Source organism: Streptomyces paradoxus, from assembly GCF_014202475.1.
GTDB lineage: Bacteria > Actinomycetota > Actinomycetes > Streptomycetales > Streptomycetaceae > Streptomyces > Streptomyces paradoxus.
The window spans coordinates 199,899-225,150 of record NZ_JACHGV010000002.1 but is presented as its reverse complement, the minus strand read 5'-3'; the positions used below and the strand labels follow the sequence as shown (position 1 = coordinate 225,150).

Genomic DNA, 25,252 nt, shown 5'->3' with positions numbered 1-25,252 from the left:
CCCGGCACCGCCCCGCACCCCCACCGCCCTCCGCAGAATGAGCCGCGCATGAAACCGCCCTCCGGCCGCCGCCGACGAGCCCGCGCCCCCCGCCGCACCGCACCCCCCGGGATGCTGACCCTGGCGGCCCTCCTCGTCGTCGCGTCCCTGGTCGCGGGGTATCTGATCCTGACCGGCCCGGACAGCACCGCCCCGGCCGCCTCCTCCGGGGCGCGCAGGGAGCCCTCCGCGCAGCCGGACCGGGAACCCGAGTGGGACGGCAAGGTGAAAGTCCTCGGGGACGGCTCCACCTCCTACACCGGCCCCCCGAAGGGCCAGTTCAAGCCGGTGCGGCTCAAGCCGGGGGAGAAGCCGCCCCAGTTCGTCGTCTTCTCCTGGGACGGCGCGCTGCAGGGCGACGACGGGCTCTTCGCGCACTACCGGGAGCTGGCCGAGGAGTACGACGCCCACATGACCTTCTTCCTCACGGGCATCTACCTCCTGCCCAAGAGCAAGAAGGACCTCTACGCCCCGCCCCAGCACTCCAGGGGCTCGGCGGCGATCAGCTTCGCCACCGACGAACACATCCGCACCACGCTGGAGCAGCTCGGCAAGGCCTGGCAGGGCGGGAACGAGATCGGCACGCATTTCAACGGCCACTTCTGCGGCGAGAAGGGCGGCGGCGACTGGAGTGTCGCGGAGTGGAAGAGCGAGATCGACCAGTTCTACGACTTCGCCGGGAAATGGAAGACCAACACCGGCTTCCAGGACGTCGACCCGCTGCCGTTCGACTTCAGGAAGGAGGTCACCGGCGGCCGGGCCCCCTGCCTGGAGGGCCAGGAGAACCTGCTGACGGCCGCCAAGGACTACAAGTGGCGTTACGACGCCAGCTCCGCGGGCGACTTCCAGATATGGCCCCGCAAGAAGAACGGCATATGGGACTTCCCGCTGCAGATGCTGCCGTACGAGGGCGGCAAGTACCAGGGCCTGTCGATGGACTTCAACTTCCTCTACAACCAGTCCGAGGGTGAGACCGAGGGCGACCCGGCGAACTACCCCGAGTGGGAGGAACAGACCGTCGCCTCCTACATGTCCGGCTTCAACCGCGTGTACTACGGCAGCCGGGCCCCGCTGTTCATCGGCAACCACTTCGAGGACTGGAACGGCGGCATCTACATGAGGGCCGTCGACCGGGTCGTCAAGGCCATGTGCACGAAGAAGGGCGTCAAATGCGTGTCCTTCAGGGAACTGGCCGACTGGCTCGACGTGCAGAAGCCCGCAACCCTGCAACGGCTGCGCGGCCTGGACCCGGCGCAGTCACCCGACTGGTCGACGGTCGTGAAGTGATCGGGTCCCAAAGTAACTGCCGCAACACCCTTCACAGTAGCCACACATTCCGTGCGAAGATCTCCTACCCCGGCAACCCTTTGGCCGGGGCTAGAGGGGAAACACCAGTGAAATCACGGAAATTGAGCGGGACGCGACGCCGCGTCACGATAGTCGGCGCCGCGGCGACCTCGGTCGTCGCCGGAGTGGCCCTGCTGCCCAACTGGAGCGCGGGCGCCGCGGTCAGCGACGATCCCACGGTGGACGCGCGGACCAGGGCCACCTTCCAGCGGCTGGCCGACGCGGTCTTCACCGACCGCACCAACGCCCTGGTCGACGGGCGGGCCGACGCGGACAAGCCGCTGACCGACGGCTTCTCCGGCGACGTCGCCCTGTCCTCCGGCACCGCCCGCACCGAGGACGCCACCCGGTCAGCGCTGGGGCAGCGCAAGGAGAAGCTGGCCAGGGCCGGCGAGACGTACCGCGCCGCCGGCACCACCGTCACCCTGAACGCCACGCGGGTGACGGGCCGTACGGCCAAGGCGGAGGTCACCGAGACCACGACCCTGACCTACGCCCGGACCCGTGGCGACGCGCCGAAGACCACCGGCTTCCAGGCCCGGCACGAGCTGACCTTCACGGCCGACCGGCAGGGCGACTGGCGGCTGACGGGCATCCGCGACGCCGACCAGGGCGGTCTCGCGGTGAACACGCTCTCCAAGCCGGCCCCCGTCAAGGCGACCGCGGCCGCCGACACCATGCCGAACGCCCCGCGCGCGGCGACCACCCGCAACCCGGCCGCCGCCCCGAAGACCGGCACGACGTACGACTACAAGGCCATGGCGGCCTACGCCGAGAAGCACTGGAACGCCTACAACAAGGACTACCCGGACTTCAGCGGCCGCGGCGCCGGCGGCGACTGCACCAACTTCGTCAGCCAGTCCCTGAAGGCGGGCGGCTGGAAGCACGTCCCCGGCTACGTGTACGACTACACCAGGTGGTTCGGCAACGCCGACATCCAGTCGCACTCGTTCATCGGCGTCAACGAGTGGTCCTGGTTCGCCCAGAACTCCAAGCGGACCACGCCGCTCGCCAACGTCTACCAGCTGGAGGTCGGCGACGTCCTCCAGGTGGACTTCGACAAGGACGGGTCCAAGGACCACACGATGATCGTCACGTACAAGAGCGGTGGGGTGCCGTACCTGACCTACCACTCCAACAACACCCTGCGCAGGTCGGTGGCGAGCCTCGTCGCGTCGTACCCGAACGCGTACTACTACGCCTACCGCACCTGAGACCGGACGGGGGCCGGGCTCAGTGTCCGGCCCCCCGCTCCTCGCGGATCCCCGAGACGACATGGGCCACGCTCCGGCGGACCGCTTCCGTCTCCATGAGGAAGTGCCAGTAGTCGGGGTGGCGGCCTTCGAGGCCGGCGACGGCACGGTCCAGGCGCGCCACGGCGTCGTCCAGGGGGCGGGCGTGGCGCGGGTCGGGGGTGTTGCGGCCGGCCATGGCGAGGCGCTGGGCGTCGCGGATGGCGAAGCGGGTGCGGTCGATCTCCTGCTGGGGGTCCTTCTGCACGGCGTTCAGGCGGTGCAGGCGGTCCCCGGCGGCCGACACGGCCTCGTCGGTGTTGTTCAGCAGGGCCCGTACGGTCGACAGCAGGGCCGTCGCGTCGGCCCAGCGCTGTTCCCCGCGGGCGGCGCGGGCCTCGGCCAGTCGGGCCTCGGCCTGGCGGACGTTCTCCGCGGCGGCCTCCGGGACGTGCTGCAGGTCCTGCCAGCAGGCCGCGGTGAAGCGGCGCCGGAGCTCGCTCAGGGTCGGCTCCACCTGCTCGGAGCGGGTGGTGAGGGCTTGGGCGCGGGTGCGCAGCGAGACGAGCCGGTGGTCGATCTCGGCGGCGCGGTCCGGCAGCCGCTCGGCCTCGACGCGGACCGCCTCGGCCTCGCGGGTGACCCGCTCGGCCCGCTCCAGGGTCTGCGGCACGCCGTGCTGCCCGGCGCCCTGGTTCAGTTTGGTCAGCTCCGGGGAGAGAGCGGCGAGCCGGGCGGCGAGGTCGTCCGCCCGGAGACCCGCGGCGCGTACGGCGTCCAGCGCGTTCGAGGCGGCGAGCAGGGCCTGGCGGGCGCGTTCGACCGCGGGGGCGAGACGGGCCAGCTGGGTCTCCGCCTTGCCGAGGAGGGGGCCGAGGCCGTCGGTGAACCGGTCGAGCTCCTGCTTGACCCGGCCGAGTTCCTCCTTGGCGGCGGTCAGCTCGCCGCGGGCACGGGAGGCGGCGGAGGCCTCCAGGTCGTCGCGGTCGAGATCGTGGGCGTCGACGGCGTTGATGTACCGGTGGCTGGCCTCGTCGATCCGCCGGCCCAGGGCGCCGAAGTCGGCGACGGCCCGCCGGGCGGCGGGGGAGTCGTCGACAGCGGTGATCGTCTCGATCGAGATGCGCAGGTCGCGCTGGGCGGTGTCGAGCTCGTAGAAGGCCGCCGCGGCGGCGTCCTTCGCGGCCTGGGCCTCGGCCCGCTGGTTCTCGGCCCGGCCGCCGAACCAGCGCCGGGTGCCCCCGCCCGCGAAGGCGGCGGGCAGGGCCAGTGCGGCCAGCAGCGGGAGCCCGATCAGGGCGAGTGTGTCGCGGAGCGGCCCGGGGGTGCGGGGGGTGCGGCGGCGCGGGCGATGTGCGCGCGGCACCGACGGCGAGTCCGGCTGTCCTGGTGTCGCCGTCACATCCCTCTCCCGTGCTGTGGTCCGCCCTGCCCGGTGTCATTCTCCCACCGGTAGAGGACGAACACACGGGCCGTTCAGTTCACTGTTCGCACCGTCACGCTGCCGTCGCCGGTGCGGGCGGACACCCGATGGGGGCTGCTCTCGTCGCGGGGCACGGACACGTCGACGCCGCCGTCACCGGTCTCGGTGGTCACGCGGTAGGCGGCCCGGGGCAGTGCGATGGTCACGGAGCCGTCGCCGCTGCGGGACTCGACGCGATCCGGTACGGCACCCAGTTCGAGGCGGACCGAGCCGTCGCCGGTCCGGGCGCGGACGTCGCGGGAGGAGACGTCGGCGCGGATGGATCCGTCGCTGGTGCGCATCCGCAGCGGACCGCTGGTGCCGGTGACGCGGATGGACCCGTCGCCGGTGCGCAATTCCAGCGGGCCGGTGGTGTCGGTGACCCGGACGGATCCGTCGCCGGTGCGGATGTTCAGGGGGTCGCGGAAGCCCCGGGCGTGGACCGTGCCGTCGCCGTCCTGGACCTTCACGGTGATGCCGCGGGGCACCTCGATGCGGTGCTTGGCCGAGCAGTCGACGATGATGCCGGAGCACTTCAGGCGCAGCACCAGGCGGTCGTCCCGCATGGCCCAGGTGACCTCGGGCTCCTCGCCGACGGCGACCGAGCCCTGGAACCACCGGGTGACCCCGATCTTGCCCGCCGGGTTCTCGTCCGAGGCGACGATCTCCAGGGCCGAGTCGTCGGAGTCGACGGTGAGGGTGCGGCCCTGGAGGCCGAAGGACCGGTGGTCGGGGTCCGTGTCGTCCCCGGCGGACGCCCCGCAGGCGCTGAGACCGGCGACGAGCACGACGACGGCACCGGCGAGGGCGGTCGCGCGGGCGGTGGCGGTGAGTGCGGTCATGACGGTCTCCCCCTGGACGGACGACGGCGCTGCGGTGCGCTCTACGACCGTATGGAGCCGGGGCCCGCCGGGGGATCCGGGCCACTCCCGGATCTACGGTGGGGTTAACCCCAGGTGCGGAACCCTGGACGCTCCCGCGATACGGGTTTGCCGGACTGTGCCCCGGGCCATGTAGGCTGTCGACTCGTCCTGGGCGCGTGGCCCGGGAGCCGGGTGCGTAGCTCAGGGGTAGAGCGCCTGCCTTACAAGCAGGATGTCGGCGGTTCGAAACCGTCCGCGCCCACAGCGCCGAGTTTCAGAGGCCCTCCAGGAACGCTCCTGGGGGGCCTGTTGCGTTGGGACTCAGGGCCCACCCCTACGATGAGCACGTGAACAGCCCCACCCAGCGTGCTCAGCGACCCGCCGTGCGGCGGTGGCATGTGCTGTGCGTGCTGGGGCTGTTGGCGGGGTTGCTGGGGATGCACGGGCTGGCGCCCGGGGGTGGTCTGCCTCGGCCGGCGCATGCGCTGCAGGGGCACCAGGCCCCAACGCCTTCGGTTTCCGTGTCATCGACTCACGGCATGCCCTATCTGCACTGCGGTGACGGGCACGTCCGGCACGCCGACGCGACCTGCGCGTCCGGTGCCGTGGGCGCGGGGCCGGTGCTGCCCCCGCTGGTTCCCGACCCGGTCCCGGTGGCCGCGGGGGAGAGCGCCGTACGGGCGTACGCGGTCACGGATACGGATGGGGCCCGGGCCCCGCCTTCCCTGGCCGAGCTCCAGCTTCTGCGGATTTAGACACCACACATCACGCCGCCGGCAGCGACCGGTGACGGCGTGGTGCCTCGTCGTGTTCGAATCCTCAGTTCCTTGCAGAAGCAGGAGTTCACGCATGAGCAACAGCATTCGTACCCTGGCGCGCCGGGCTGCCCTGGTGGCGGCGACGGGTGCCGCGGCGCTCGTCCTCGCGGCCTGTGGCGGTGACGGTGCCGACCGGGCCGCCGGTCACGGTGAGGCCGGAAGTCACGGCCCCACCGGGACCCCGTCGGCCACCGGTGCCCACAACCCCCAGGACGTCACCTTCGCGCAGGGCATGATCCCGCATCACCGGCAGGCGCTGGAGATGGCGCGGCTGGCCGGTGACCGGGCCTCCTCCGGGGCGGTCAAGGACCTCGCCGGGCGGATCGAGAAGGCGCAGGATCCGGAGATCCGGACCATGACCGGCTGGCTGAAGACCTGGGGCGAGGACGTCCCCCAGGCGGCGGGCGGCGGCATGGACCACTCCGCGTCGGGCCACTCCGGCATGCCGGGGATGATGGGCGCCGAGGACATGGCCGCGCTGGAGAAGCTGACGGGCAAGGCCTTCGACCGCCAGTTCCTGAGCTTGATGGTCGAGCACCACGAAGGGGCCGTCGAGATGGCCCGGACCGAGCAGAGCAAGGGCGGCTACGGCCCCGCCAAGGCCATGGCCGGTGACATCGTCACCGCCCAGCAGGCCGAGATCCGGGAGATGAACGGGATGCTGGACGCCAAGGGCTGATCCCGCCGGGCGTCACGGGGTTCCGCCGGTGTCCTCCGGCGGAACCTCGTGCGCGTGCTTCAGCTCCGAGCGGGCCGCCACCCGCTCGGGGCCGGCGAGTTCGGACCAGTAGCGGTGGGTGCTGACGAACACCGCGAGCTCGTGCTCCCGCTGCCGTAGCTTCTCCACTTCGGCCTGTTCGTCGGCGCTCCAGCCGGGTGAGGCGGGGCGTTCCACCTTGCGCCAGCCGTTGTCGTCGCTGAAGCCGTCCAGCGGCTCCACCGACCAGGGAAGCCGCTTCAGCAGGGCCGACAGCTCGGCCCGGACCTGATGGAGTTCCTCCTGACCGGCCAGGAGGTCACTCGGAAAGTCATAGGTCGTAGCCACGGCTCAATGATACGCCTGTTCGAATTTGCTGAGCGAGTTCCTTCCTGTGGTTCATGCGAACGGGTGTGCCCACCGCAAGGGCGCCGCATCAGCGCCCGGCCGTGCCCCCGGCCCGGTCCGCCAGCTCGCGCACCACCCGGGCCGCCACCGGGGCCGGAACCCCGTGGCGCTCGGCCGCGCGGAGCAACGCGCCGCCGATGGCGTCCAGTTCGAGGGGCCGGCCGGCCTCGGCGTCGCGCTGCATCGACGACTTCATGGACGCCGGGAAGGCGTCGTAGCGGGCCAGGGCCTGGGCGGGGTCCGCCGGGCCGCCGCACGCGTGGCTGATCGCGGCGGTCTCCTCCACCAGGGCGGTCAGCTCGTCGCGGTGGCGGGTGCGGACGTCACCGAGGGGGAGGCCGTAGCGCGTGGTCAGCAGGGCGAACGGCGCCAGGAACGACATCTTCGCCCACAGGGCCGCCGTCTCGTCCGCGAGGACCCGGGTGGCCGGACCGGCCGAGGCGAAGGCGTCGGCGAGGGCGTCGAGACGCGGCCGGGGCACGTCCGTGCCGGTCAGGTCGATCTCCGCGAAGGGGCTGCCGTGCTCGATGACGCCCGGCGCGACCCGGGTGGACTCGACCCGGATCACGGCGGGGGCCACGCGGTCGGGCCGGTAGCGGGTGCGCAGGGCCGCCGGGTGTTCGACACCGTTCAGGAACGGCACGAGCAGACCGTCGCCCAGCACCGGGGCGGGGACCCGCGCCGAGGCGGCGTCCAGGGCGGTGTCTTTGACGGTGACCAGGCATGCGTCGACCGGCTCCCGCAGCTCGGTGTCCGCCTCGACACGGGCCGTGAAGTCGCCGAAGCGGGCGCTGCGGACCTGGATGCCGCCGGTGCGCAGGGTCTCGGCGGTCCGCGCGCCGGACAGGCAGATCACGCGGTGGCCGGAGCGGGAGAGCAGGGCGGCGAGCAGGCCGCCCACGCCGCCGGGGCCCAGGACGGCCACGGTGAGTTCGTTCGCCACGAGGAGTTCCTCTCGTCGGTCGGCCCCGGGATGGTGGCCGCCTCGGAGTGATCATGGCAGGCGCGGCTGTCGCAGGAGGGCCGGACGGGTGAAACTGGGGGCATGTGCCGGAGTATCAAGACGCTGCGTCCGCCCGCGATGCCCGAAGAGGCCACCGAGGCCGACGTGCGCGCTGCCGCCCTGCAGTACGTGCGGAAGGTTTCGGGATTCCGCGCCCCCGCCGCCCACAACCAGGAGGTGTTCGACCGCGCCGTGGAGGCCGTCGCACGGGCCACGGCCGAGTTGCTGGACGGTCTGGAGGTCCGCGGGGCCGGGGCGCGGAAGGCGAGCCCGGCCTGACCCGGGCGAGACGCCCGGGGCCTCAGACCGCCGGTTCCGGCTGCGGTTCGGGGCGCGGCGCCGGTGTGGCCTCCGCTTCCCACAGCCTGGTGGTGCGCAGGTAGCCGTGGACCACCGAGGCCATGGCCAGCAGGAGGAGGGGGCCGGACACCCACGGGTAAGCGGCCATCTCCAGCGGCACGAAGCGGTAGGACGCCAGCAGCACCGCGAAGACGGCCGTCCCGTACACGATCAGCCGGACGCCCGCCTGGTCCCAGCCTCGGTCGTACGTGCGCAGCGCCGCCTCGACCGTGTACGCGAACACCACGCCGGCGACGAGGTCCACGCCGTAGTGCCAGCCGAAGCCCAGGGTCGCGGCGAGGGTGGCGATCAGCCAGAACGTGCCGGCGGCGCGCAGTGCGCGCGGTCCCTTGCGGGAGTGGATGAAGATCGTGGTGGCCCAGGCCGTGTGCAGGCTGGGCATGCAGTTGCGCGGGGTGATCTCGTCGAACGGCAGCTCGTAGGGGGCGGTGATCGGCGGCAGGGTGTTCGGCCACAGGTCGGCCGCCGCCCAGTGCCCGCCCTCGGGGCCGTAGGCGAAGACCGGCCCGACCACGGGGTAGATCATGTAGACGGCCGGCCCGAGCACGCCGATCAGCAGGAAGGTGCGCACCAGATGGTGGCGCGGGAAGCGCCGCTCGGCCGCCACGTTGCGCAGCTGGTACAGCGCCACGCAGACCGCGGCCACCGCGAGCTGGGCGTAGACGTAGTCGAGGGCGTGCTCGCCGACCGGGCCGCTCGCCCTGAGGAGCCGGCCCGCCAGCCACGACGGGTTGCCCAGCGCGTGATCGGCCATGGCGACGTACGGATCGAGGGTGACCGGGCGGGTCTGCGACGTGATCAGCAGCCAGGTGTCACCGGTCTTGCGGCCGGTCACCAGCAGCAGGCCGAGCCCGACGCCCTTCAGCATCAGGACGCGTTCTGCGCCGGTGCGGCGGACGAGGGCGAAGACGGCGACGCCCAGGATCACCCACAGCGCGCCGTTGCCGAACGGGTGGCCTTCGGCCGGGTAGGTGCCGGTCGCCCACCGCACCAGCAGGAAGACGAGGTCGATGCCGATCGCGGTGCCGAGGGCGATGAGCCGTTGCCGCCAGGTCAGCACCACCATCATCAGCGCCATGCTGGCGTACAGCAGGAACCCGGACTTGGGGGCGTGGATCACCTCGCGGGCCTGCGTGGTGATCGGTCCCGGCATGCCGAGGTGGTGCGCGGTGATCTGGAGCGCGACGAGGAACCCGAGAGTGATCACGCCGGCGGCGGCCCACAGCATCGCCCGGGGCCGCCGCCTCGCGGCGAGCGCGATCCGTCGTATTCGGGAGGCTTCCCGCGGCGCTGTGGTGGTCAATGTCTCAGCCGCTTCCTGGTCTGGGAGTGGTCGTGGTGGTGGGCCGGAGCCGGTCTACGACGTCCGTGGCTCGCGCCGCATCAGATACGCCGCCCCCGCCCCGGCACCGAACAGCGCCCCCACCGACACCGCCGTGGCCACCCAGGTCGCGCCCAGCAGGTGGGCGCCGAAGTAGCCGAGGGCGACGCTGTACGCCGCCCAGGTGAGACCGGCCAGGGCCGACCAGGGCAGGAAGTCCCGGGCGCGGCGGTGGGCGGCGCCCGCGCCGAGGGAGACCACCGAGCGGCCGGCGGGAGCGAACCGGGCGAGGACGACGAGGGCGCCGCCGCCCCGGGCGAGGGCCGCGCCGAGACGTTCCTGGGCGGTGGTCAGCCGCCGGGAACGCGAGATCGCCCGGTCCAGCCGGGCGCCGCCGCGCCAGGCGAGTCGGTAGGCCAGCAGGTCGCCCAGGACGGAGGCGGTGGCCGCGCAGAGGGTCAGGGCGAGGATGTCGGGCACGTCGGCCGCCGTGCCCGCTGCCGCTGCCGTGGCCGCCGTGATCACCAGGACGCCGCTGGGCAGCACCGGCAGGAACACGTCGAGCAGGACGGACAAGGCCACCACCGCGTATATCCATGGGCTGCCGATCAGCAACCCCACGTGCTCCAGCACCGCGACTCCCCGTGACGCCCCCGTGGGCCAGACCGTGCCGCGATGGCGCGGTCTTGAACGGCAGGAGTGGCCATGACAGCCATACAGCGTACGCCTGGGGTGTGACGGGCGGTTCACGGGGGGCTCATACGTTCGGTGCGGAGTGTTCACCTCGTCGCGCCTCGCCCCGGTTTGTCGGCATGTGTACGAGAGACCGCCTCGATGCCGGACCGGTACATGCGCAGCGGCGCCCTCCCCGTGGGGAGGGCGCCGCTGTCCGACCGGGGGGCCGGGCGGCTCAGGCGGCCACCGGGGTCTGGCCCGCGGAGCGCTGCTCCTGCGTCGAGGTGCGCTTGGCCAGCAGCCGGTCCAGGCCGAACGCGCCGGAGCCCGTGAAGATCAGCAGGAACATGGCCCAGCAGTACATGGCCGCGCCCTCGCCGCTGTTCTCGATCGGCCACAGGCCCTGGGGCTGGTGAACCTTGAAGTACGCGTACGCCATCGCGCCGGAGGAGATGAACGCCGCGATGCGGGTGCCGAGGCCCAGCAGCACCAGGGTGCCGCCGACGAGTTCGATGACGGCCGCGTACCAGTTCGGCCAGGCACCGGTCGCGGCGGTGCCGCCCTTGCCGTCCACGCCTCCGAGGACGCCGAAGAGTGCGACGGCGCCGTGGCAGGCGAAGAGCAGGCCGACGACGATCCGGAACAGTCCGAGCGCGTACGGCTGCAGGCCGTTGAGGCGAGCGGTCATCTGGGGGGTCACTCCTTCGGTTGGCCGGCCCTGGGGAGGCCGGTCGGGGACGGATACCGCGGAGTAGCCCACGTTAGGTGCGCCTAATTGATGCTTTCAAGTTCAACATTTGGCCACGGCTTTGCCTCCGATTGAGGCTCGGGTTCGGGCCCAGCCGCACGTAGAACGGCTCTCGCCACCGCGTCCGCGTCCGAAAGAGTGACCGAATCCACCCCTGGGCGGGCTCCGGCGGCGGTCACCCAGTGCACGCCTTCTGTCGGCACGCCGAACGCGAACAGCCTTGTGTGTGCAACTCCTTGACGATCCATCAGGCGATAGGGGCGGGTTGTGACGTCCAACCCGCCTGTCTCATAACCGTCGACGGTGTGCGGTCGGCACCGCCCGCTGCGCAGCAGGCCGGCCAGGAGGGGGTCGGCGGTGTGCCGCAGGTCCGGTTCCGGCAGGCGTGCCTCTATGAGGGTTCTCACACGGACGGCCGATCCCGGCACGTCGGGCGAGTGCGCGGCCCAGGCTCCGTCCTCCTCCGACACCCGCAGCCGCGGCCCCAGCACCTCCACCACGCCCGCCTCCATGAGGGCCACGAGTTCCTCGATGCGGCGCCGCGGCGGGCCGATGGACAGGAACGCGTTGAGCGGGGTGTACCAGCGGTCCAGGTGGTCCCGGCGGGAGGCGCCGGCGAGACCGCCGTGGTCCACGATCAGCCGGAGCTCGTTGCGCAGGTCGCGCAGCACGTCCAGGGCGGCCTTCAGCGGGCCGTGCACATTGCCCAGGGCGGCCTGGGCGGCGTCCTCGCGCAGATACGCCCGCAGCCAGTCGCGCCACCGGCCCGGGTGCGCGAAGTCCCGTCCGGCGTACGGGCGGGAGATCCGCTCCCAGCACCAGCGGTCGCCGTCCGGCACCCCGAACTCCGCGAGCAGCGGCGCCTCCTGGGGGTCACCGTGCGGAACGGCGAGGAAGCGGTCGGCGAACTCCCGCTCCCGCCCGGCGCGGCCCGCGGCCCGCCGGATCACAGCGCGGTAGTAGACCGTCTCCACCTCCTTCGCCACCAGCGGCCAGATCTCCGCGAGGAAATCGGGCGCCTCCCCGGAGTCCGCGCGCTTGCGGAAGGCGGCGATCACCTCCGGGGTGAGGACGAGCGGGACGTGCCGGCCGTACGGCCCCTTCGCGTTGTCCCCGCGTGCCTGGTACGGGACGCCGCGCCGCGAACCGGCGAAGAGCCGCGGCTCACGCCCGGAAGGGAGATAGCGCAGACCCCCGGCGTCCCGTACGAAAAGGCCGCCCCGGCCGGTCGTCAGCAAGGCCGTGTGGTCGAAGAAGTTGAGGCCGAGGCCGCGCAGCAGTACGGGCTCACCGGGGGGTATGGAGGACAGGTCGACATCGGCAGGGTTGGCGGGCGGGACGTGGCGCAGGCCGTGCCGCGCGGCGTGGGCCGCGTGCCGCAGCAGGTCCGGGCCGGCGGCCCTCGGCAGGTGCCCCTGGGCCAGCACCACCGCGGACAGGCCGGTCAGGACGCGGCCGTCGTCGAGGGTGAGGGCCTGCCGGTCGCCGGGGGCGTCGTCGAGCCGTACCGCGCGCGCCCGGTGCGTCTCGATCCGTACGGCCGGCGGCGCCTGCCGTACGGCCTCGGCGAACACCCACTCCAGATAGCGGCCGTAGTCGGCCCGGGTCGGGTACTCGTCCGGGCCCAAGTTGCCGTCCGCCCACTCGTACAGGCTCGGACCCGGGCGGATCGGGCCCGAGCAGTCCACGCTGTCGTCGGTGAACAGGGTCACCTGGCAGGCCACGGTGTTCATCAGCAGCTCGGGCGACTGGGCCGTGCGCCAGACCCGGCCGGGGCCGGGCGGGTCCGGGTCGATCACGTGGACCGTCAACCGGGCGCCGGGCCGCAGGAGTTCCGGGGCGGAGGCGCACAGGCGTTCCAGGACGCTGGTGCCGCGCGGCCCGGCGCCGACCAGGGCGACGGAGACACCCGCGGGTCTCCGGGCCGGTCCGGGACCCCCGGCCGGTATGGATTCCTCGGTCTCCTCGGTTTCCTCGGGTGACGCAGACAAGGGTGGAACTCCCGGGGCGTGGGGGGCGCGTGTCGGCGTCCGCCGGGCAGGAAGCGGACGGTCCGCCTCATCATGCCGTCGCCGGGAGCGGTAACCGGGACTCGTGGGGAAGGATTGACGGTCGCTGTGGGATGCCTCACTGTCATCACCGGGTACCGCGGGGCATAGCGGCAACAAGCGGGCACAAACGGGATTACGGGGCGAGCTCGGAGTCCAGGAGCGTCGCCAGGCGGGGGCCCGTGCCCTTGCGGGCCTTGGCGTGCTCCAGTCGCAGCCGGGCCGAACGGCCGTGCAGGGTCAGGGTCATGAGCTGGTTGCCGAACCAGGGGCCGCCCGTCTTGCGCCAGCTGACCGGCGGCTTGGGGAGACGGCCGTGCCGGGCGAGCCCGCGGCCCAGGCGCCGCGCCATCGCGCTCCAGCCGATGCGGAACGCCAGCCGCATCGACAGCGGCACGGAGTTGTGCACGGGGGAGCAGACCAGCTGCACCACCCGGGCGTCGGGGCCCCGGCCGGGCCACGAGGGCTCGGCGATGTAGGCGTGGTGCACGTCCCCGGAGAGCACGCACACCGTCGCCGGCGCGTGGTCCCCCGAGCCGGCCTCGGCGATCAGCTCCGCCAGTCCCGCGAAGGACTCGGGGAACGCCGACCAGTGCTCCAGGTCGGCGGCGCGCCGCACCTTCTCCCCGAACCGCGCCCAGCGCGCACCCCGTTCACCGCCGCACAGCGCCGCGTTCCACCCCTCGGCGTCGTGCACGAGATGGGGCAGCAGCCAGGGCAGCGAGGTGCCGATCAGCAGGTGGTCGTACGCCTCGGGCGTCTCCCGCACCTGCTCGCGCAGCCAGGCCTCCTCGCCCGGGTCGAGCATCGAGCGCTCCTCCTCGGCGAGGACCCGGGCGGCCCGGCTGTCCACCATCACCAGGCGTACGCGCCCGAAGTCGCGCCGGTAGCTCCAGCGGACCGTGGCGGCGTCGGCGTCGGCCCGGGCGGCGAAGGCGCGCAGCACATCGGTCCCGTCGGGAACCTCGCGGACCGCCTCGTACACCGGGTCGGCCGCCAGTTCCTCCAGGGAGAGGTTTCCGAGGTGCTGGTGGACCCAGTACGACATCAGGCCGCTCAGCAGCCGCTCCTGCCACCAGCCGGTGGAGCGCATGTCGGCGAGCCAGGCGGAGGAGGTGTTCCAGTCGTCGATCACGTCGTGGTCGTCGAAGATCATGAAACTGGGCACGGTGGACAGCAGCCAGCGGATGCGCGGGTCGAGCCAGGACTCGTAGTAGAGGTGGGTGTATTCCTCGTAGTCCGCGACCTCGCTGCCGGGCTCCTCCTTCAGGTCGCGGCGGCCCGCCAGCCAGCGCTGCGTGGCGTCGGAGGTCTCGTCGGCGTACACCTGGTCGCCGAGCAGCAGCAGGACGTGCGGCCGCTCGCCCTCGGGGTCGGCCGCGAGGCGGCCGGCGAGGGCGTCCAGGGCGTCCGGGCCCACGGGGTCGTCCCCGCCCGCCGGGGGAGAGGCCCAGCGGCAGGAGCCGAAGGCGACGTTGAACGCGCCCTCCGGGCCCGGCGCGTGGATCGCCGAGGGCGGGAAGGGGGAGCCGGGCAGCGGCCACACCCGGGTGCCGTCGAGCAGCACCTCGTACGTCGTGGTGGTGCCGGCCGTGAGGCCGGTCACCGGGATCAGCGCGTAGTGGTGGCCCGCGATCTGGAAGCTGTGGGCCGTGCCGCCGGCGCCGTCGGCGCAGCGCACCTCGGCGGTGCACGGACGGCTCGTCTCGACCCACACGGTCGCGGACGAGCCGTCGGTGTACCTCAGCAGCGGTCCGAGGCGCAGTGCGCTCATGTCGTTCCCCTCTCCGTCGCCCCGTACGGTACGCAGCGACGGAGGTCAGCGGGGAGGTCCCGACACGAATCAGCGTGTCAGCAGTTCGCGAGGTGGTTCTGCAGCGCGGACTTCTCGGCCGAGTCGACGGAGAGGCCGTAGTAGTACTTCACCTGCACCCAGGCGCGGACGTAGGTGCAGCGGTACGCCGTCCGGGAGGGCATCCAGGTGGCGGGGTCCTGGTCGCCCTTGGCCTGGTTGACGTTGTCGGTGACCGCGATGAGCTGCGGGCGGGTCAGGTCGTTGGCGAACGACTGGCGGCGGGACGTGGTCCAGGAGTCGGCGCCGGAGTCCCAGGCCTCGGCCAGCGGCACGAGGTGGTCGATGTCGACGTCGGAGGCGGCGGACCAGGTGGCGCCGTCGTAGGGGGAGTACCAGCTGCCGCTGGTGGCGGCGCAGGAGGAGTCCTGCTGGACGTTGGTGCCGTCGCGCTTGAGGACGACCTCGCGGGTGTTGCAGGAGCCCGACTGGGTGATCCAGTGCGGGAAGAGGTCGCGGTTGTAGCCGGTGCGGTCCTCGGTCGCCACGGTGAGCGAGGCGAGGTAGGAGCGTGCGGTGGCGCCGCTCACGGGGGTGGGGAGGGCGGCGGAGGCCGTGGGGGCGTTGAAGAGGGCCACGGACGATATGAGCGCGGTGGCGGCCGCGGCCACGCTGAGCCGTCGACGCGCGTAGAACCTGGGCATGCGAACTCCGTGGGGAGAAGGGGGTGTGGCGTGCGAGCGAGGGGAATGCTCGCGGTGCCGTGTTGCGCACAGGTGTGCGCCCGGTGAGAAGTTAGTGACACGTGCATGACATGACAAGGTTCACGTGGAAAGTTTTCACGCCAGGGGGGTCGCGTACGATGGACGGCGCAGAAGGGGAGTAGCTCTTCGCCGGACCGTCGACATACTGCTCAGCCCGCCTGAGCCGGCGCCCGGAGGCCGGTCCTTTCCCGGACCTGCCAGCGAGACCTTCGGCAAAGCAGTGCACGCCCGTGCCTCCCGGCGCGGGTGCCGTGTGTGCTGCCGTGCCGAGGTGTCGTGTGCGAAGGTCCAGCACTCTCGGTGGGGTGGCCCCGACCGATTGAGGAACCCTTGATCAGCCTGACCGTGACGGCCGTCGTCTTCGGTGTCGTCTTCCTCGCAGAACTGCCGGACAAGACCGCCCTCGCGGGCCTCGTCCTCGGCACCCGCTACCGCGCCTCCTACGTCTTCGCCGGTGTCGCAGCCGCCTTCGCGCTGCACGTCGCGCTCGCCGTCGCCGCCGGCAGTGTGCTGACGCTGCTGCCGCAGCAGATCGTGCAGGCCCTCACAGGCGTGCTGTTTTTGGGCGGGGCCGCGGTGCTGCTGCTGCGGAAGGGCGAGGACGAGGAGGAGGTCCGCAAGCCGGAGAACCAGTCCTTCTGGAAGGTCTCGGGCGCCGGGTTCATGCTCATCCTGGTCGCCGAGTTCGGTGATCTGACCCAGATCATGACCGCGAACCTGGCCGCCCGCTACGACGACCCGCTCTCCGTCGGCCTGGGTGCGGTGCTCGCGCTGTGGGCCGTGGCCGGGCTCGGCATCGTCGGCGGCAAGGCGCTGATGAAAAAGGTGCCGCTGCGGCTGATCACGCAGGTCGCGGCGCTGGTCATGCTGGCACTCGGGGTGTGGAGCCTGTGGGAGGCCGTGACCGGCTGAGCCGGGCGGGCCGAACAGTGGGTGAACGTCCGGTGGGGCCCCTGGCGCGAAGGCCGCCTTGTTTTGTACCGTAGAGAAACAAAGTGGCCTCCGCCCGTTTTCCCTGACCGGCGGGCGGGGCCGCCTTGTCTCCCGGGGCGTGCCGGTCGCGATCCGTCGTCCGCCCCCCTCCCGCGCTGGAACGCGCCCCGAGCCTTGGAGCTGCCGATGACGGCCACCGCCGTGCTCACCGCCCGCGCCCTCCTGCTGGACATGGACGGCACCCTCGTCAACTCGGACGCCTCGGTCGAGCGCGTCTGGCGGCGCTGGGCCGAGCGTCACGGGCTCGACGGGGACGAGGTCATGAAGGTCGTCCACGGCCGGCAGGGCTACGCCTCCATGGCGCTGCTGCTGCCCGAGCGGCCGATGGAGCAGAACCACGCCGACAACGCCCGGATGCTCGCCGAGGAGACGGCCGACACCGACGGTGTCGTCGCGATCCCCGGGGCGCCGGAGTTCCTGGCCTCGCTGCGGGGGCTGCCGCACGCGCTGGTGACCTCGGCCGACGTGCCGCTCTCGACGGCGCGGATGGCCGCGGCCGGTCTGGAGCAGCCCGGGGTGCGGGTGACCGCGGAGTCCGTCGGGGCGAGCAAGCCCGACCCCGAGGGCTTCCTGAAGGGCGCCGCCGAACTGGGCGTCGACCCGGCGGACTGTGTGGTCTTCGAGGACTCCGGGGCCGGGATAGCGGCCGGGCGCGCCGCCGGGATGACGGTGGTCGGGATCGGGCCCCGGGCCGCGGCCCACGAGCCGGACGTCGTGGTGGAGGACCTCACGAAGGTACGGGTGGAGGCCGGTGCGGACGGGACGATCCGGCTGCACATCGGGTGAACCCCGGCTGTCCCGGTCACTCCGGCTGCGCGGGCGCACCCGTCACCTGGGCGGCGATGACGCGCGCGCACTCCAGGGGCTCGGTGTGCGTCGTGTCCACCTCCACGTCGTAGGTCAGCCCCTCGTGCACCGCCCGTGCCTGTGACGCGGCCATGCCCTTGACCCGGTCTCCCCGGGCGATCTCGCGGCCCGCGGCGACCCCGGCGTCGCACCGGACGCCGACCCACAGCACGCCGAGTCCGGCGAGGGCCTTCTCCCACCGCTGCCGGGACGCCGCGCCGCCGAGGAAGACGTCGTCCACGATGATCCCGGCGCCGGCGCGGGCCATGGCGGCGATGCCCCCGCTCCAGGCGGCGTCCAGAGCCCGGAACTCCGCGCCGACGCTCACACCGCCGTCCGCCGCGAACGTGATCCCGCCCTCCGAGCCCTGGAGCTTCGCGGGCAGCGCCTCGACGAACGAGTCGACGCCGAAGGCCATCCACGCTCCGGGCAGGACCTCTTGCAGGCACCGGACGATCCCCGACTTGCCCGAGCTCGAACCGCCGTTGAGAACGATCACCTGAGTAGTCACGGCGTCACGATAGGGCGGCCGGGCCGGTCACGGCTCCCGGGTTTCCGACTCCAGCTTCGCCCGGGTCTCCCGGTCGTAGACGCCGAGGTCGTCGACCTGGATGCCGCGCGACCACTGGTAGGTGCGGACCGCGTCCTCCAGCCGGTCGTCGAAGCTGCCGTCGGTGTCGTCGTCGTACAGGTGCAACTGCCTCAGGCGGAGCTGCAGTTCGGTGACCTCCGGGCCGTTGTCGCCGAGGCGCAGGACGGCCGGGCCCTTGTTCTGGCGGGAGTTGTCCGGAGACGACTGCCCGGGGCCGGTCGCCGATGCCGACGGCTGCGACGCCGACGGGGAGGGCGACTGCGACGGGCTCGCCGAGGCGCTCGCGGACGGCGACGGCGAGGCGGACGGGCTCGCCGTGCGGGACGGCGACGGCCGCGGCGCTGCCGGAGCCGGCGGAGCCGCCGAGGCGCTGCCCTTCGGAGGCGTGGACGCCGCGCTGCTCGACGGGGCGTCCGGAACGCTCGCGCGGATGTCGTCCGGCAGGGCGGTGTCCCGGGACGGGCTCTCGTAGGAGAACAGCCCGCTCGCGAACCCGGCCGCCGCGACGACGGCGACACAGGCACCGGCGGCGGCGAGCAGCAAGGTGCTGCGCCGACGCGGCCGACGGGCGCCGGACCGGCCGCCCTCCGACGCCCCGAGGGGCGTCCTCACGGTGCCGTCGAACATCCGCAGGTCGGTGACGCTCGGCTCGGTCGGGGCGGGGGTCAGGGGGGTCGGCAGTACGACGGCCGTGTCCGGTCCGACCGGCCGCAGGGGCATGGTGGCGTCGGCGGGGGAGGGCGGCTGAGCGGCACTCCCGGGGTTCGAGACCTCGGTATGCGGGAGCGCGGCACGGCCGACGGCCGCCACGTCCCGCCCGGGCATGCCGCCTGCCACGGGCCGGGAGTCACCCTGCCGTGCCGCGTGGGGGGCGTCTCCGGGCTCCGGGGTCCCGTCACGGTCCGCGTCGGCGGGGGGCGGGGTGGCTTCGGCCGGGCCGGTCGGCGCCGACGTGGGCAGGGTCTCGCCGGGGGACCGCGTGGGCCTGCCGGTGTGCGCGAGGGCCGGGGGCGGGTCGGTCGGCGTCGCCGGGGGCCGGGCGTCCTCGGGCGACCGTGTCGGTCCGCCGGTGTGCGAGCGGCCCGACTGCGGGGGCGTGGCCCGCCCGTCGAGGTCGGGGCGTGGGGTGTCCGGCTCCGGCGGCCGCTGGTCCTGCTGCGCCTCCGGCGCCGAGGGCGTCCCCGGGGTGATCTCCACGTACGGGCGGATCCGCAGTGGGTCGAAGTCCTCCGCTGCCGCCGCCTGGGCCGTGCGGGCGTCGCGGAGGGCCTCGGAGGCACGGTCGGTGCAGCGGCAGGCGGGGGTGTTGTCCCGCTGTCTGGGTGCGCCGCACTCCGGGCACGGGTGACCGTTCGGCGGTTCCACGCGTTCCTCCCTCCCCTCGCGAACTCCAGAGATTATCCAGATCTTCTCCACAGTGCGGTCGAGGAGCCCCCGGAAGCACAGCTTCCAAAAGGGCCCGGCGGGCCATAACAGGTCACAGCGGTCACGATGGAAAATGTCACAGGAGACGCGGGAGGTCGGATGGCCGAGGACGGGAACGCCACCACGCTGACGCCCCAGGGCGCGGCCACCCGGGAGCAGGTGCCCGGGAACGTCCTGGTCTCCATCGGAGCCCTGCTCCTCGGCATGCTGCTCGCAGCCCTCGACCAGACCATCGTGTCGACCGCGCTGCCCACGATCGTCAGTGATCTCGGCGGTCTGGATCACCTCTCCTGGGTGGTCACCGCGTATCTGCTGGCCGCGACCGCCGCGACCCCCCTGTGGGGCAAGCTCGGCGACCAGTACGGGCGCAAGCGGCTGTTCCAGACGGCAATCGTGATCTTCCTGGTCGGGTCCGCGCTGTGCGGCGCCGCGCAGGACATGGCCCAGCTGATCGCGTTCCGGGCCCTGCAGGGCCTCGGCGGCGGCGGGCTGATCGTGCTGTCGATGGCGATCGTCGGTGATCTGGTGTCACCTCGCGAACGCGGCCGCTACCAGGGCCTGTTCGGTGCCGTCTTCGGCGCGACCAGTGTGCTCGGGCCGCTGCTCGGCGGGCTGTTCACCCAGCATCTGAGCTGGCGCTGGGTGTTCTACGTCAACCTGCCCGTCGGCGTCGTCGCGCTCGTCGTGATCGCGACCGTCCTGCACATCCCGCGCACGGCGCGACGGCACGTCATCGACTACCTCGGCACCTTCCTCATCGCCGCCGTCGCCACCTGCCTGGTGCTGGTCGCCTCGCTCGGCGGGACGACCTGGGCCTGGGGGTCCTGGCGGATCGTCGGCCTGGCGGTCCTGGGCGTCGTCCTCGCCGTCGCCTTCGTGGCGGTCGAGCGGCGGGCCGCCGAACCCGTCATGCCGCTCAAGCTGTTCCGCGTACGGACCTTCACGCTCGCCGCCGTGATCAGCTTCGTCGTCGGGTTCGCCATGTTCGGCGCCATGACCTACCTGCCGACCTTCCTCCAGGTCGTGCAGGGCATCAGCCCGACCATGTCCGGTGTGCACATGCTGCCGATGGTGCTGGGGCTGCTGCTGGCCTCCACGGCCTCCGGGCAGATCGTCAGCCGCACCGGCCGCTGGAAGGTGTTCCCGATCGCCGGCACCGGCGTCACCACGCTCGGGCTGCTCCTGCTCCACCAGCTCGACGAGGACAGCTCCACCGCCGAGTTGAGCGGTTTCTTCTTCGTCTTCGGGCTCGGCCTGGGCCTGGTGATGCAGGTCCTCGTGCTCATCGTGCAGAACGCGGTCCCCTACGAGGACCTGGGCGTCGCCACCTCCGGCGCGACGTTCTTCCGCTCCATCGGCGCCTCGTTCGGTGTCGCCGTCTTCGGCACGGTCTTCGCCGGCCGCCTCGGCGAGCAGCTCACCGACGCCTTCCGCGGTGCCACGCTGCCGCCCGGCATCTCGGTGGACGCGCTGGAGGCGGACCCGCGCGGCATCGCCGCCCTGCCGCCCGGCCTGCGCCCGCCGGCCCTGCACGCCTACGCCGTCTCCATCACGGACGTCTTCCTGTACGCGGCCCCCGTCGCGCTCCTCGGCTTCGTGCTGGCCTGGTTCCTCAAGGAGGACCGGCTGCGCGGCTCGGTCACCGCGCCGGACGTCACCGAGACCCTGGCCAGCAACCCCGTCGAGCGGTCCTCGTACGACGAGGTCTGCCGGGCCCTGTCGGTGCTCGGCACCCGCGCGGGGCGGCGCGAGATCTACCGGAAGATCACCGCCCGGGCGGGGTACGACCTGCTGCCCGCGACGAGCTGGCTGCTGCTGCGGATGCGGCGCTACGGCTCCGTGGAACCCGGCGTGCTGGCCGACACCATGCCCGTGCCCCTGACCGTGATCATGGAGGCCGCCCGGCAGGCCGAGGAGCGCCGGCTCGCCGTGCGCCGGGGCGTCGACATGTTTCTGACCGAGCAGGGACGCGAGGTCGCCGGCCGGCTGGCCGAGGCCCGCGAGGAGTCCCTCGCCGAGCTGCTCGGCGACTGGTGGGGGCCGGACCGGCCGACCGACCTGGAGCGGCTCGTGCGCGAGTTGAACGGCGAACTGTGCGGGTCCCGGCGCGAGCGGCCGTACCGCACGGCCTCCCTGGAGGAGAGGGGCTGAGTTCAGGTCAGTTCCTTGCTGAACCAGTGCTCCGCGTACGGGTCGTCGTTGTGGCGCCCGGTCTCCCGGTAGCCGAGGCGGGCGTAGAGGCCGCGGGCCTCGACGAGATCGCTGCGGGTGTCGAGGATCATCCGGGTGGCACCGAGCGCACGGGCGGCCTCCTCGGCGGCTCCGACGAGGAGCGGGGCGCCGCCCCTGCCGCGCATCGGCTCGCGCAGGAACACCCGCTTGAGCTCGGCGGTCGTGCCGTCCACCAGCCGTACGCCCGCGCTGCCGGCCGGCTCACCGCCGTAGCGGGCGACGAGCAACCGCCCGTCCGGCGGGGCGAGATCGGCACCCGGCTGGGCGGCGATCTCCCGCTCCAGCTCGGCCGGGTCGGTCCGGCGCCCCTCGTGCAGCAGGTACCAGCGGTCGCTGACCTCGGTGTAGTACGCCCGCCACAGAGCGGCGGCGACGGGGGAGTCGTACGGTTCCGGAGTCACGGTCCAGGTCATGGACCGCATTCTCCTCAGGCTCCCCATCGGACACGCAAGCGAATAGTCCCGGCCACCCGTTCGCGCCCGGGCGCCGTTTGGAGGCGGGCTTTGGGGACACCCGACGGGCGAACCGGCTCGCGAGGAGAGCCGGTTGGGCCGAGAACCCGGAAGGCATTCATGTCCACTGGCCTGATCATTGCTCTGATCGTGATCGCGGCGGTCGTCATCATCGCGGCCGTCATGACCCTGCGCGCCCGCGGGCCTCGGCGGGGCCCGAGCCTGAAGCGGCGCTTCGGACCCGAGTACGACCGGGCCGTCGCCCGGCACGACGGTGACGCCAAAGCGGCCGAGCGCGAACTGACCGAGCGCGTGCAGCGCCACGGCGAGCTGCGCGAGCGGCCGCTGGAGCCGGCGCAGCGCGAGCAGTACGAAGCGCGCTGGACGGCCGCCCAGGAGCGGTTCGTCGACTCGCCGCGCGATGCCGTCGCCGAGGCGGACCGGCTGCTCGCCGAGCTCGCCGGTGCCCGGGGCTTCCCGGACGGCGGGCAGTACGAGGAACAGCTGTCCGCGCTGTCCGTGCACCACGCCCACCACGTGGACGGCTACCGGCGCGTGCACCGCGCCGCGCATCTGCGCGCGGAGGACGCCCGCGACGGCGGCCAGGGTACGGAAGACATGCGCGAGGCCATGGTGGCGGCCCGCGCCCTGTTCGAGGAGCTGGTGAAGCCGGCCCGCCACGACGGCGGCGGTCACACCGGCGGACGGCACGACAGCGGCCGCGAGCGCGCCGCTCTGAAAGGCGGCCGCAAGGCCCCGGCCCGCGGCGGGAACCTGCCGTGGGCGATGAACCGACGTCAGGCGAAGGAGAGTTGAGGCAATGACCGACATGACCCGACCGCCCGGCGACCAGTCGCCGGCCGCCCCGGACGCCCGCGGTGAGAGCGCCCTGGGCACCGGCCACCGCCCGGCCGCACCGGGCACCGGCCGTCACGAGACGGCCCGGGACCTGGAAACGGACCGCGGTGCCACGCGCGGCGCCGAGACCGACCGCGGTGCCACGCACGGCACGGACGCGGACCGCGCCGCGGCGCACGGCATCGATCTGCCCGGCACGGACCGGCCCGGCAGGGACGGCACCGACCGGCACGACCCGGACCGGCTCGGCACCGAAGCACCCCGCGGCGACCACGGCACCGACAAGGCCGGTGCGGCCAAGAGCCGGTCCCACCTCCTCGCCCACGAGGAGTCCGACAAGCTCGGCTCGCAGTTGCAGCACGCCGTCGCCGGGTTCGTCGACGGGCCCCGGGCCGCCGTCGAGGAGGCCGACCACGTGCTGGAGGAGATCGCGGCCCGCTTCACCGAGGCCGTGACCCAGCGTCGCCGCACCCTGCGCCACTCCTGGCAGTCCGTCGAGGGCGGTGAGAGCAGGTCCGTGTCGTCGGCCGACACCGAGCAGCTCCGGCTGGCCCTGAAGGACTACCGCGAGCTGGCCGAACGGCTGCTGCACGTGTGAGCCGGGGGAATCCCCCGGTCAGCGGTCCGCCCGGCGCTCCCGCCACTGCCGTACGACGTCCTCGACGTCGTACGGCTTCTTTCCCAGCGGGGGGCCGGGCGGCGGCTTGAACATCATCTCGCGGATCTTGACGTTGACCTCGTCGATGATCTTCCGGACGATCCGCTCCGAGGGGGCCGCGAGCGCGGCCTCCAGCGCGTCCTCCGCCTCCTTGCGCAGGGCCAGCGCCGGCGGGAGGACGGAGAAGCCCTCGCGGGCCATCTTCCGCTTGACCCACCACAGTTCGTCGTAGGTGCTCTCGATCTCGCGGGGGAGCGGTTCGCCCGCGCCCGGCAGCCGGTCGAACTCCCCGCGCGTCTCCGCGTCTCGGATCTGTTTGTCGACCCAGGACTCGAAGTCGACGCCTGGTGGCTTTCGCTCGGTCATGAGGCCATTGTGCCGGACACCGCGTGGCCGGGCGTTTTATCATGCGGCGGGCCGAGAACCTGTCCGGCCCACCGGGACGTCTCAGGAGGAGCGCACGTGCTCGAACTCACCATGGCCACCGTCGCGGAGGCGGAGGCGGGCGCCACGGCCGGCATGCTCATGGCCGATGCGCCCAGCGAGCCGGGCGCTGTGCTGCGGGTGGGCCGCGACAAGTCCGTGTGCCGGCTGAGCACGCCGGACGACTGGCTGTTCGTCTCCCGCGTCCACCTGGAGTTCCTGTGCGGACCGGAGGGGACCTGGCAGGTCACCTGGCTGCGTGGCTCCCAGCCGGACCCGTCCTCCGAAGTGCGGCTGGTGATGGGGGAGTACGCCCAGCCCCTCGCCTACGGTGGCACCGTCCCGCTGCCCAGGGGCGGCAGCGGCGAGATCATCATCCAGGACCGCACCGCCCCGCGCAGCGTCAACGTGGGCTTCTACCACGAGGTGTGAGGGCGGGGCCTCACGCCAGCACGCGGGCCAGCGCGAACCCGTCGTAGCCCTTCATGCCCACCGTCTGGATGGCGGTGCCGCTCAGCCTCGGGTGGCCGGCGATCAGCTCGATCGCGGTGCGGGTGCCGGTCACGTCCGGGGCGGTGCTGTCCGCGTCGACGACCCGGCCGCCCCGTACGACATTGTCGAGGACGATCAGGCTGCCGGTGCTGGTGAGCCTGATCGCCCACTCCACGTAGTGCGGGTTGTTGGCCTTGTCGGCGTCGATGAAGACCAGGTCGAACGGGGGCGGGTTCTCGTCGGCCAGCTTGGGCAGCGACTCCAGGGCCGGGCCGACCCGCACCTCGACCAGCTTGTCCAGGCCGGCGCGGGCGATGTTGCGGACGGCGACCTCGGCGTGCAGGGGGTCGTACTCCAGGGAGACCAGGCGCCCGTCGGCGGGCAGGGCGCGGCCCAGCCAGATGGTGCTGTAGCCGCCGAGCGTGCCGATCTCCAGGATGTGGCGGGCGCCCTGGATCTGGGCGAGGAGCTGGAGGAGCTTGCCCTGGTTCCCGGCGACGTTGATGTGCGGAAGCCCGGCGGCGTCGCTGTCGCGCAGCGCGGCCGCCAGGGCTTCGTCGTCCGGGGCGAGGTGGGCGGTGAAGTAGGCGTCGACCTCGTCCCAGACGTGCGACTCGCTCATGCACCTCTACCTTTCGTCAGCATAGTTAGCATCCCTAACTACTGGCGCTGACGAAGATAGTTGGTGCGCGGGTCGCTGTCAG

General features: G+C 72.7%; 26 protein-coding genes and 1 tRNA gene. 12 read left to right on the top strand and 15 right to left on the bottom strand.

Features of this window, described 5'->3' with window-relative positions; genetic code table 11:
• Positions 1-48 precede the first annotated feature (48 nt).
• Both HNR57_RS06010 and HNR57_RS06005 read left to right on the top strand, forming a co-directional pair.
• A complete protein-coding gene (locus tag HNR57_RS06010; RefSeq protein ID WP_184557279.1) occupies positions 49-1,326 on the top strand; it encodes a polysaccharide deacetylase family protein in 1,278 nt (425 codons plus the stop codon).
• 122 nt (positions 1,327-1,448) lie between these two features.
• Complete coding sequence (locus HNR57_RS06005; RefSeq protein WP_221342149.1) at positions 1,449-2,600, top strand: amidase domain-containing protein; 1,152 nt, start codon at positions 1,449-1,451, stop codon at positions 2,598-2,600.
• 19 nt (positions 2,601-2,619) lie between these two features.
• Here the strand turns inward: HNR57_RS06005 and HNR57_RS06000 are convergent, their stop codons facing one another.
• The gene (locus tag HNR57_RS06000; RefSeq protein WP_184557273.1) at positions 2,620-4,020 is read right to left on the bottom strand and encodes a hypothetical protein; all 1,401 of its coding nucleotides are present in this window, start codon (positions 4,018-4,020) and stop codon (positions 2,620-2,622) included.
• A 74-nt stretch (positions 4,021-4,094) separates the two neighbouring features.
• On the bottom strand, positions 4,095-4,922 hold the full coding sequence (locus HNR57_RS05995; protein ID WP_184557270.1) for a DUF4097 family beta strand repeat-containing protein: 828 nt from the start codon (positions 4,920-4,922) through the stop codon (positions 4,095-4,097).
• Positions 4,923-5,133: 211 nt separating this feature from the next.
• Here HNR57_RS05995 and HNR57_RS05990 point away from each other — a divergent pair.
• From HNR57_RS05990 to HNR57_RS05980, 3 genes are all read left to right on the top strand, one after another.
• Positions 5,134-5,205 (top strand) — tRNA-Val (locus HNR57_RS05990).
• An 85-nt stretch (positions 5,206-5,290) separates the two neighbouring features.
• Complete coding sequence (locus HNR57_RS39155; RefSeq protein ID WP_221342148.1) at positions 5,291-5,698, top strand: DUF6153 family protein; 408 nt, start codon at positions 5,291-5,293, stop codon at positions 5,696-5,698.
• Positions 5,699-5,792: 94 nt separating this feature from the next.
• Positions 5,793-6,440 (top strand): DUF305 domain-containing protein, encoded by a 648-nt coding sequence (locus HNR57_RS05980; RefSeq protein ID WP_184557264.1) that lies wholly within the window; start codon positions 5,793-5,795, stop codon positions 6,438-6,440.
• Positions 6,441-6,452: 12 nt separating this feature from the next.
• Here the strand turns inward: HNR57_RS05980 and HNR57_RS05975 are convergent, their stop codons facing one another.
• Positions 6,453-6,806, bottom strand: a complete 354-nt coding sequence (locus tag HNR57_RS05975; protein WP_184557261.1) for a DUF8825 domain-containing protein — start codon at positions 6,804-6,806, stop codon at positions 6,453-6,455.
• 88 nt (positions 6,807-6,894) lie between these two features.
• Positions 6,895-7,809, bottom strand: a complete 915-nt coding sequence (locus HNR57_RS05970; RefSeq protein WP_184557258.1) for a ketopantoate reductase family protein — start codon at positions 7,807-7,809, stop codon at positions 6,895-6,897.
• Positions 7,810-7,911: 102 nt separating this feature from the next.
• Between HNR57_RS05970 and HNR57_RS05965 the strand changes: the two genes are divergently transcribed.
• Positions 7,912-8,148 carry a DUF2277 domain-containing protein gene (locus HNR57_RS05965; RefSeq protein ID WP_184557254.1) on the top strand — a complete coding sequence of 79 codons (237 nt, stop codon included), beginning with the start codon at positions 7,912-7,914 and terminating at the stop codon, positions 8,146-8,148.
• Between the two features lie 22 nt (positions 8,149-8,170).
• On the opposite strand, the gene HNR57_RS05960 is transcribed toward HNR57_RS05965, so the two are convergent.
• The 6 genes from HNR57_RS05960 to HNR57_RS05935 all read right to left on the bottom strand — a co-directional run bounded on the left by HNR57_RS05960 (position 8,171) and on the right by HNR57_RS05935 (position 15,517).
• Complete coding sequence (locus tag HNR57_RS05960; RefSeq protein WP_184558829.1) at positions 8,171-9,457, bottom strand: phosphatase PAP2 family protein; 1,287 nt, start codon at positions 9,455-9,457, stop codon at positions 8,171-8,173.
• Positions 9,458-9,586: 129 nt separating this feature from the next.
• Positions 9,587-10,183, bottom strand: a complete 597-nt coding sequence (locus tag HNR57_RS05955) for a DedA family protein (protein WP_184557251.1) — start codon at positions 10,181-10,183, stop codon at positions 9,587-9,589.
• 277 nt (positions 10,184-10,460) lie between these two features.
• Positions 10,461-10,913, bottom strand: a complete 453-nt coding sequence (locus HNR57_RS05950) for a DoxX family protein (RefSeq protein ID WP_184557248.1) — start codon at positions 10,911-10,913, stop codon at positions 10,461-10,463.
• 83 nt (positions 10,914-10,996) lie between these two features.
• A complete protein-coding gene (locus HNR57_RS05945) occupies positions 10,997-12,922 on the bottom strand; it encodes an FAD/NAD(P)-binding protein (protein ID WP_184558826.1) in 1,926 nt (641 codons plus the stop codon).
• A 235-nt stretch (positions 12,923-13,157) separates the two neighbouring features.
• Positions 13,158-14,795 (bottom strand): alkaline phosphatase D family protein, encoded by a 1,638-nt coding sequence (locus HNR57_RS05940; RefSeq protein WP_184557245.1) that lies wholly within the window; start codon positions 14,793-14,795, stop codon positions 13,158-13,160.
• A 77-nt stretch (positions 14,796-14,872) separates the two neighbouring features.
• On the bottom strand, positions 14,873-15,517 hold the full coding sequence (locus tag HNR57_RS05935) for an HNH endonuclease family protein (protein ID WP_184557242.1): 645 nt from the start codon (positions 15,515-15,517) through the stop codon (positions 14,873-14,875).
• A 390-nt stretch (positions 15,518-15,907) separates the two neighbouring features.
• On the opposite strand from HNR57_RS05935, the gene HNR57_RS05930 reads away from it, so the two are divergent.
• Both HNR57_RS05930 and HNR57_RS05925 read left to right on the top strand, forming a co-directional pair.
• Positions 15,908-16,489, top strand: a complete 582-nt coding sequence (locus HNR57_RS05930) for a TMEM165/GDT1 family protein (RefSeq protein ID WP_062926595.1) — start codon at positions 15,908-15,910, stop codon at positions 16,487-16,489.
• Between the two features lie 207 nt (positions 16,490-16,696).
• A complete protein-coding gene (locus tag HNR57_RS05925; RefSeq protein WP_184557239.1) occupies positions 16,697-17,356 on the top strand; it encodes an HAD-IA family hydrolase in 660 nt (219 codons plus the stop codon).
• A gap of 16 nt (positions 17,357-17,372) precedes the next feature.
• On the opposite strand, the gene cpt is transcribed toward HNR57_RS05925, so the two are convergent.
• Positions 17,373-17,927, bottom strand: a complete 555-nt coding sequence (gene cpt, locus HNR57_RS05920; RefSeq protein WP_184557236.1) for a chloramphenicol phosphotransferase CPT — start codon at positions 17,925-17,927, stop codon at positions 17,373-17,375.
• A 27-nt stretch (positions 17,928-17,954) separates the two neighbouring features.
• The gene (locus HNR57_RS40545) at positions 17,955-19,373 is read right to left on the bottom strand and encodes a peptidoglycan-binding protein (RefSeq protein WP_184557233.1); all 1,419 of its coding nucleotides are present in this window, start codon (positions 19,371-19,373) and stop codon (positions 17,955-17,957) included.
• Between the two features lie 159 nt (positions 19,374-19,532).
• On the opposite strand from HNR57_RS40545, the gene HNR57_RS05910 reads away from it, so the two are divergent.
• Complete coding sequence (locus HNR57_RS05910; RefSeq protein WP_184557230.1) at positions 19,533-21,584, top strand: MDR family MFS transporter; 2,052 nt, start codon at positions 19,533-19,535, stop codon at positions 21,582-21,584.
• Positions 21,585-21,586: 2 nt separating this feature from the next.
• On the opposite strand, the gene HNR57_RS05905 is transcribed toward HNR57_RS05910, so the two are convergent.
• A complete protein-coding gene (locus tag HNR57_RS05905; RefSeq protein ID WP_184557227.1) occupies positions 21,587-22,078 on the bottom strand; it encodes a GNAT family N-acetyltransferase in 492 nt (163 codons plus the stop codon).
• 159 nt (positions 22,079-22,237) lie between these two features.
• Here HNR57_RS05905 and HNR57_RS05900 point away from each other — a divergent pair, with 159 nt between their 5' ends.
• Positions 22,238-22,933: a hypothetical protein gene (locus HNR57_RS05900; protein ID WP_184557224.1), complete on the top strand. Its 696-nt coding sequence runs from the start codon at positions 22,238-22,240 to the stop codon at positions 22,931-22,933.
• Positions 22,934-22,937: 4 nt separating this feature from the next.
• Positions 22,938-23,573: a hypothetical protein gene (locus HNR57_RS05895; protein ID WP_184557221.1), complete on the top strand. Its 636-nt coding sequence runs from the start codon at positions 22,938-22,940 to the stop codon at positions 23,571-23,573.
• Positions 23,574-23,591: 18 nt separating this feature from the next.
• Here the strand turns inward: HNR57_RS05895 and HNR57_RS05890 are convergent, their stop codons facing one another.
• Positions 23,592-23,999: a DnaJ family domain-containing protein gene (locus tag HNR57_RS05890; RefSeq protein ID WP_184557218.1), complete on the bottom strand. Its 408-nt coding sequence runs from the start codon at positions 23,997-23,999 to the stop codon at positions 23,592-23,594.
• Between the two features lie 96 nt (positions 24,000-24,095).
• On the opposite strand from HNR57_RS05890, the gene HNR57_RS05885 reads away from it, so the two are divergent.
• A complete protein-coding gene (locus HNR57_RS05885) occupies positions 24,096-24,488 on the top strand; it encodes a hypothetical protein (protein WP_184557215.1) in 393 nt (130 codons plus the stop codon).
• A 10-nt stretch (positions 24,489-24,498) separates the two neighbouring features.
• On the opposite strand, the gene HNR57_RS05880 is transcribed toward HNR57_RS05885, so the two are convergent.
• Positions 24,499-25,170: an O-methyltransferase gene (locus HNR57_RS05880; RefSeq protein WP_184557213.1), complete on the bottom strand. Its 672-nt coding sequence runs from the start codon at positions 25,168-25,170 to the stop codon at positions 24,499-24,501.
• Between the last annotated feature and the right edge of the window lie 82 nt (positions 25,171-25,252).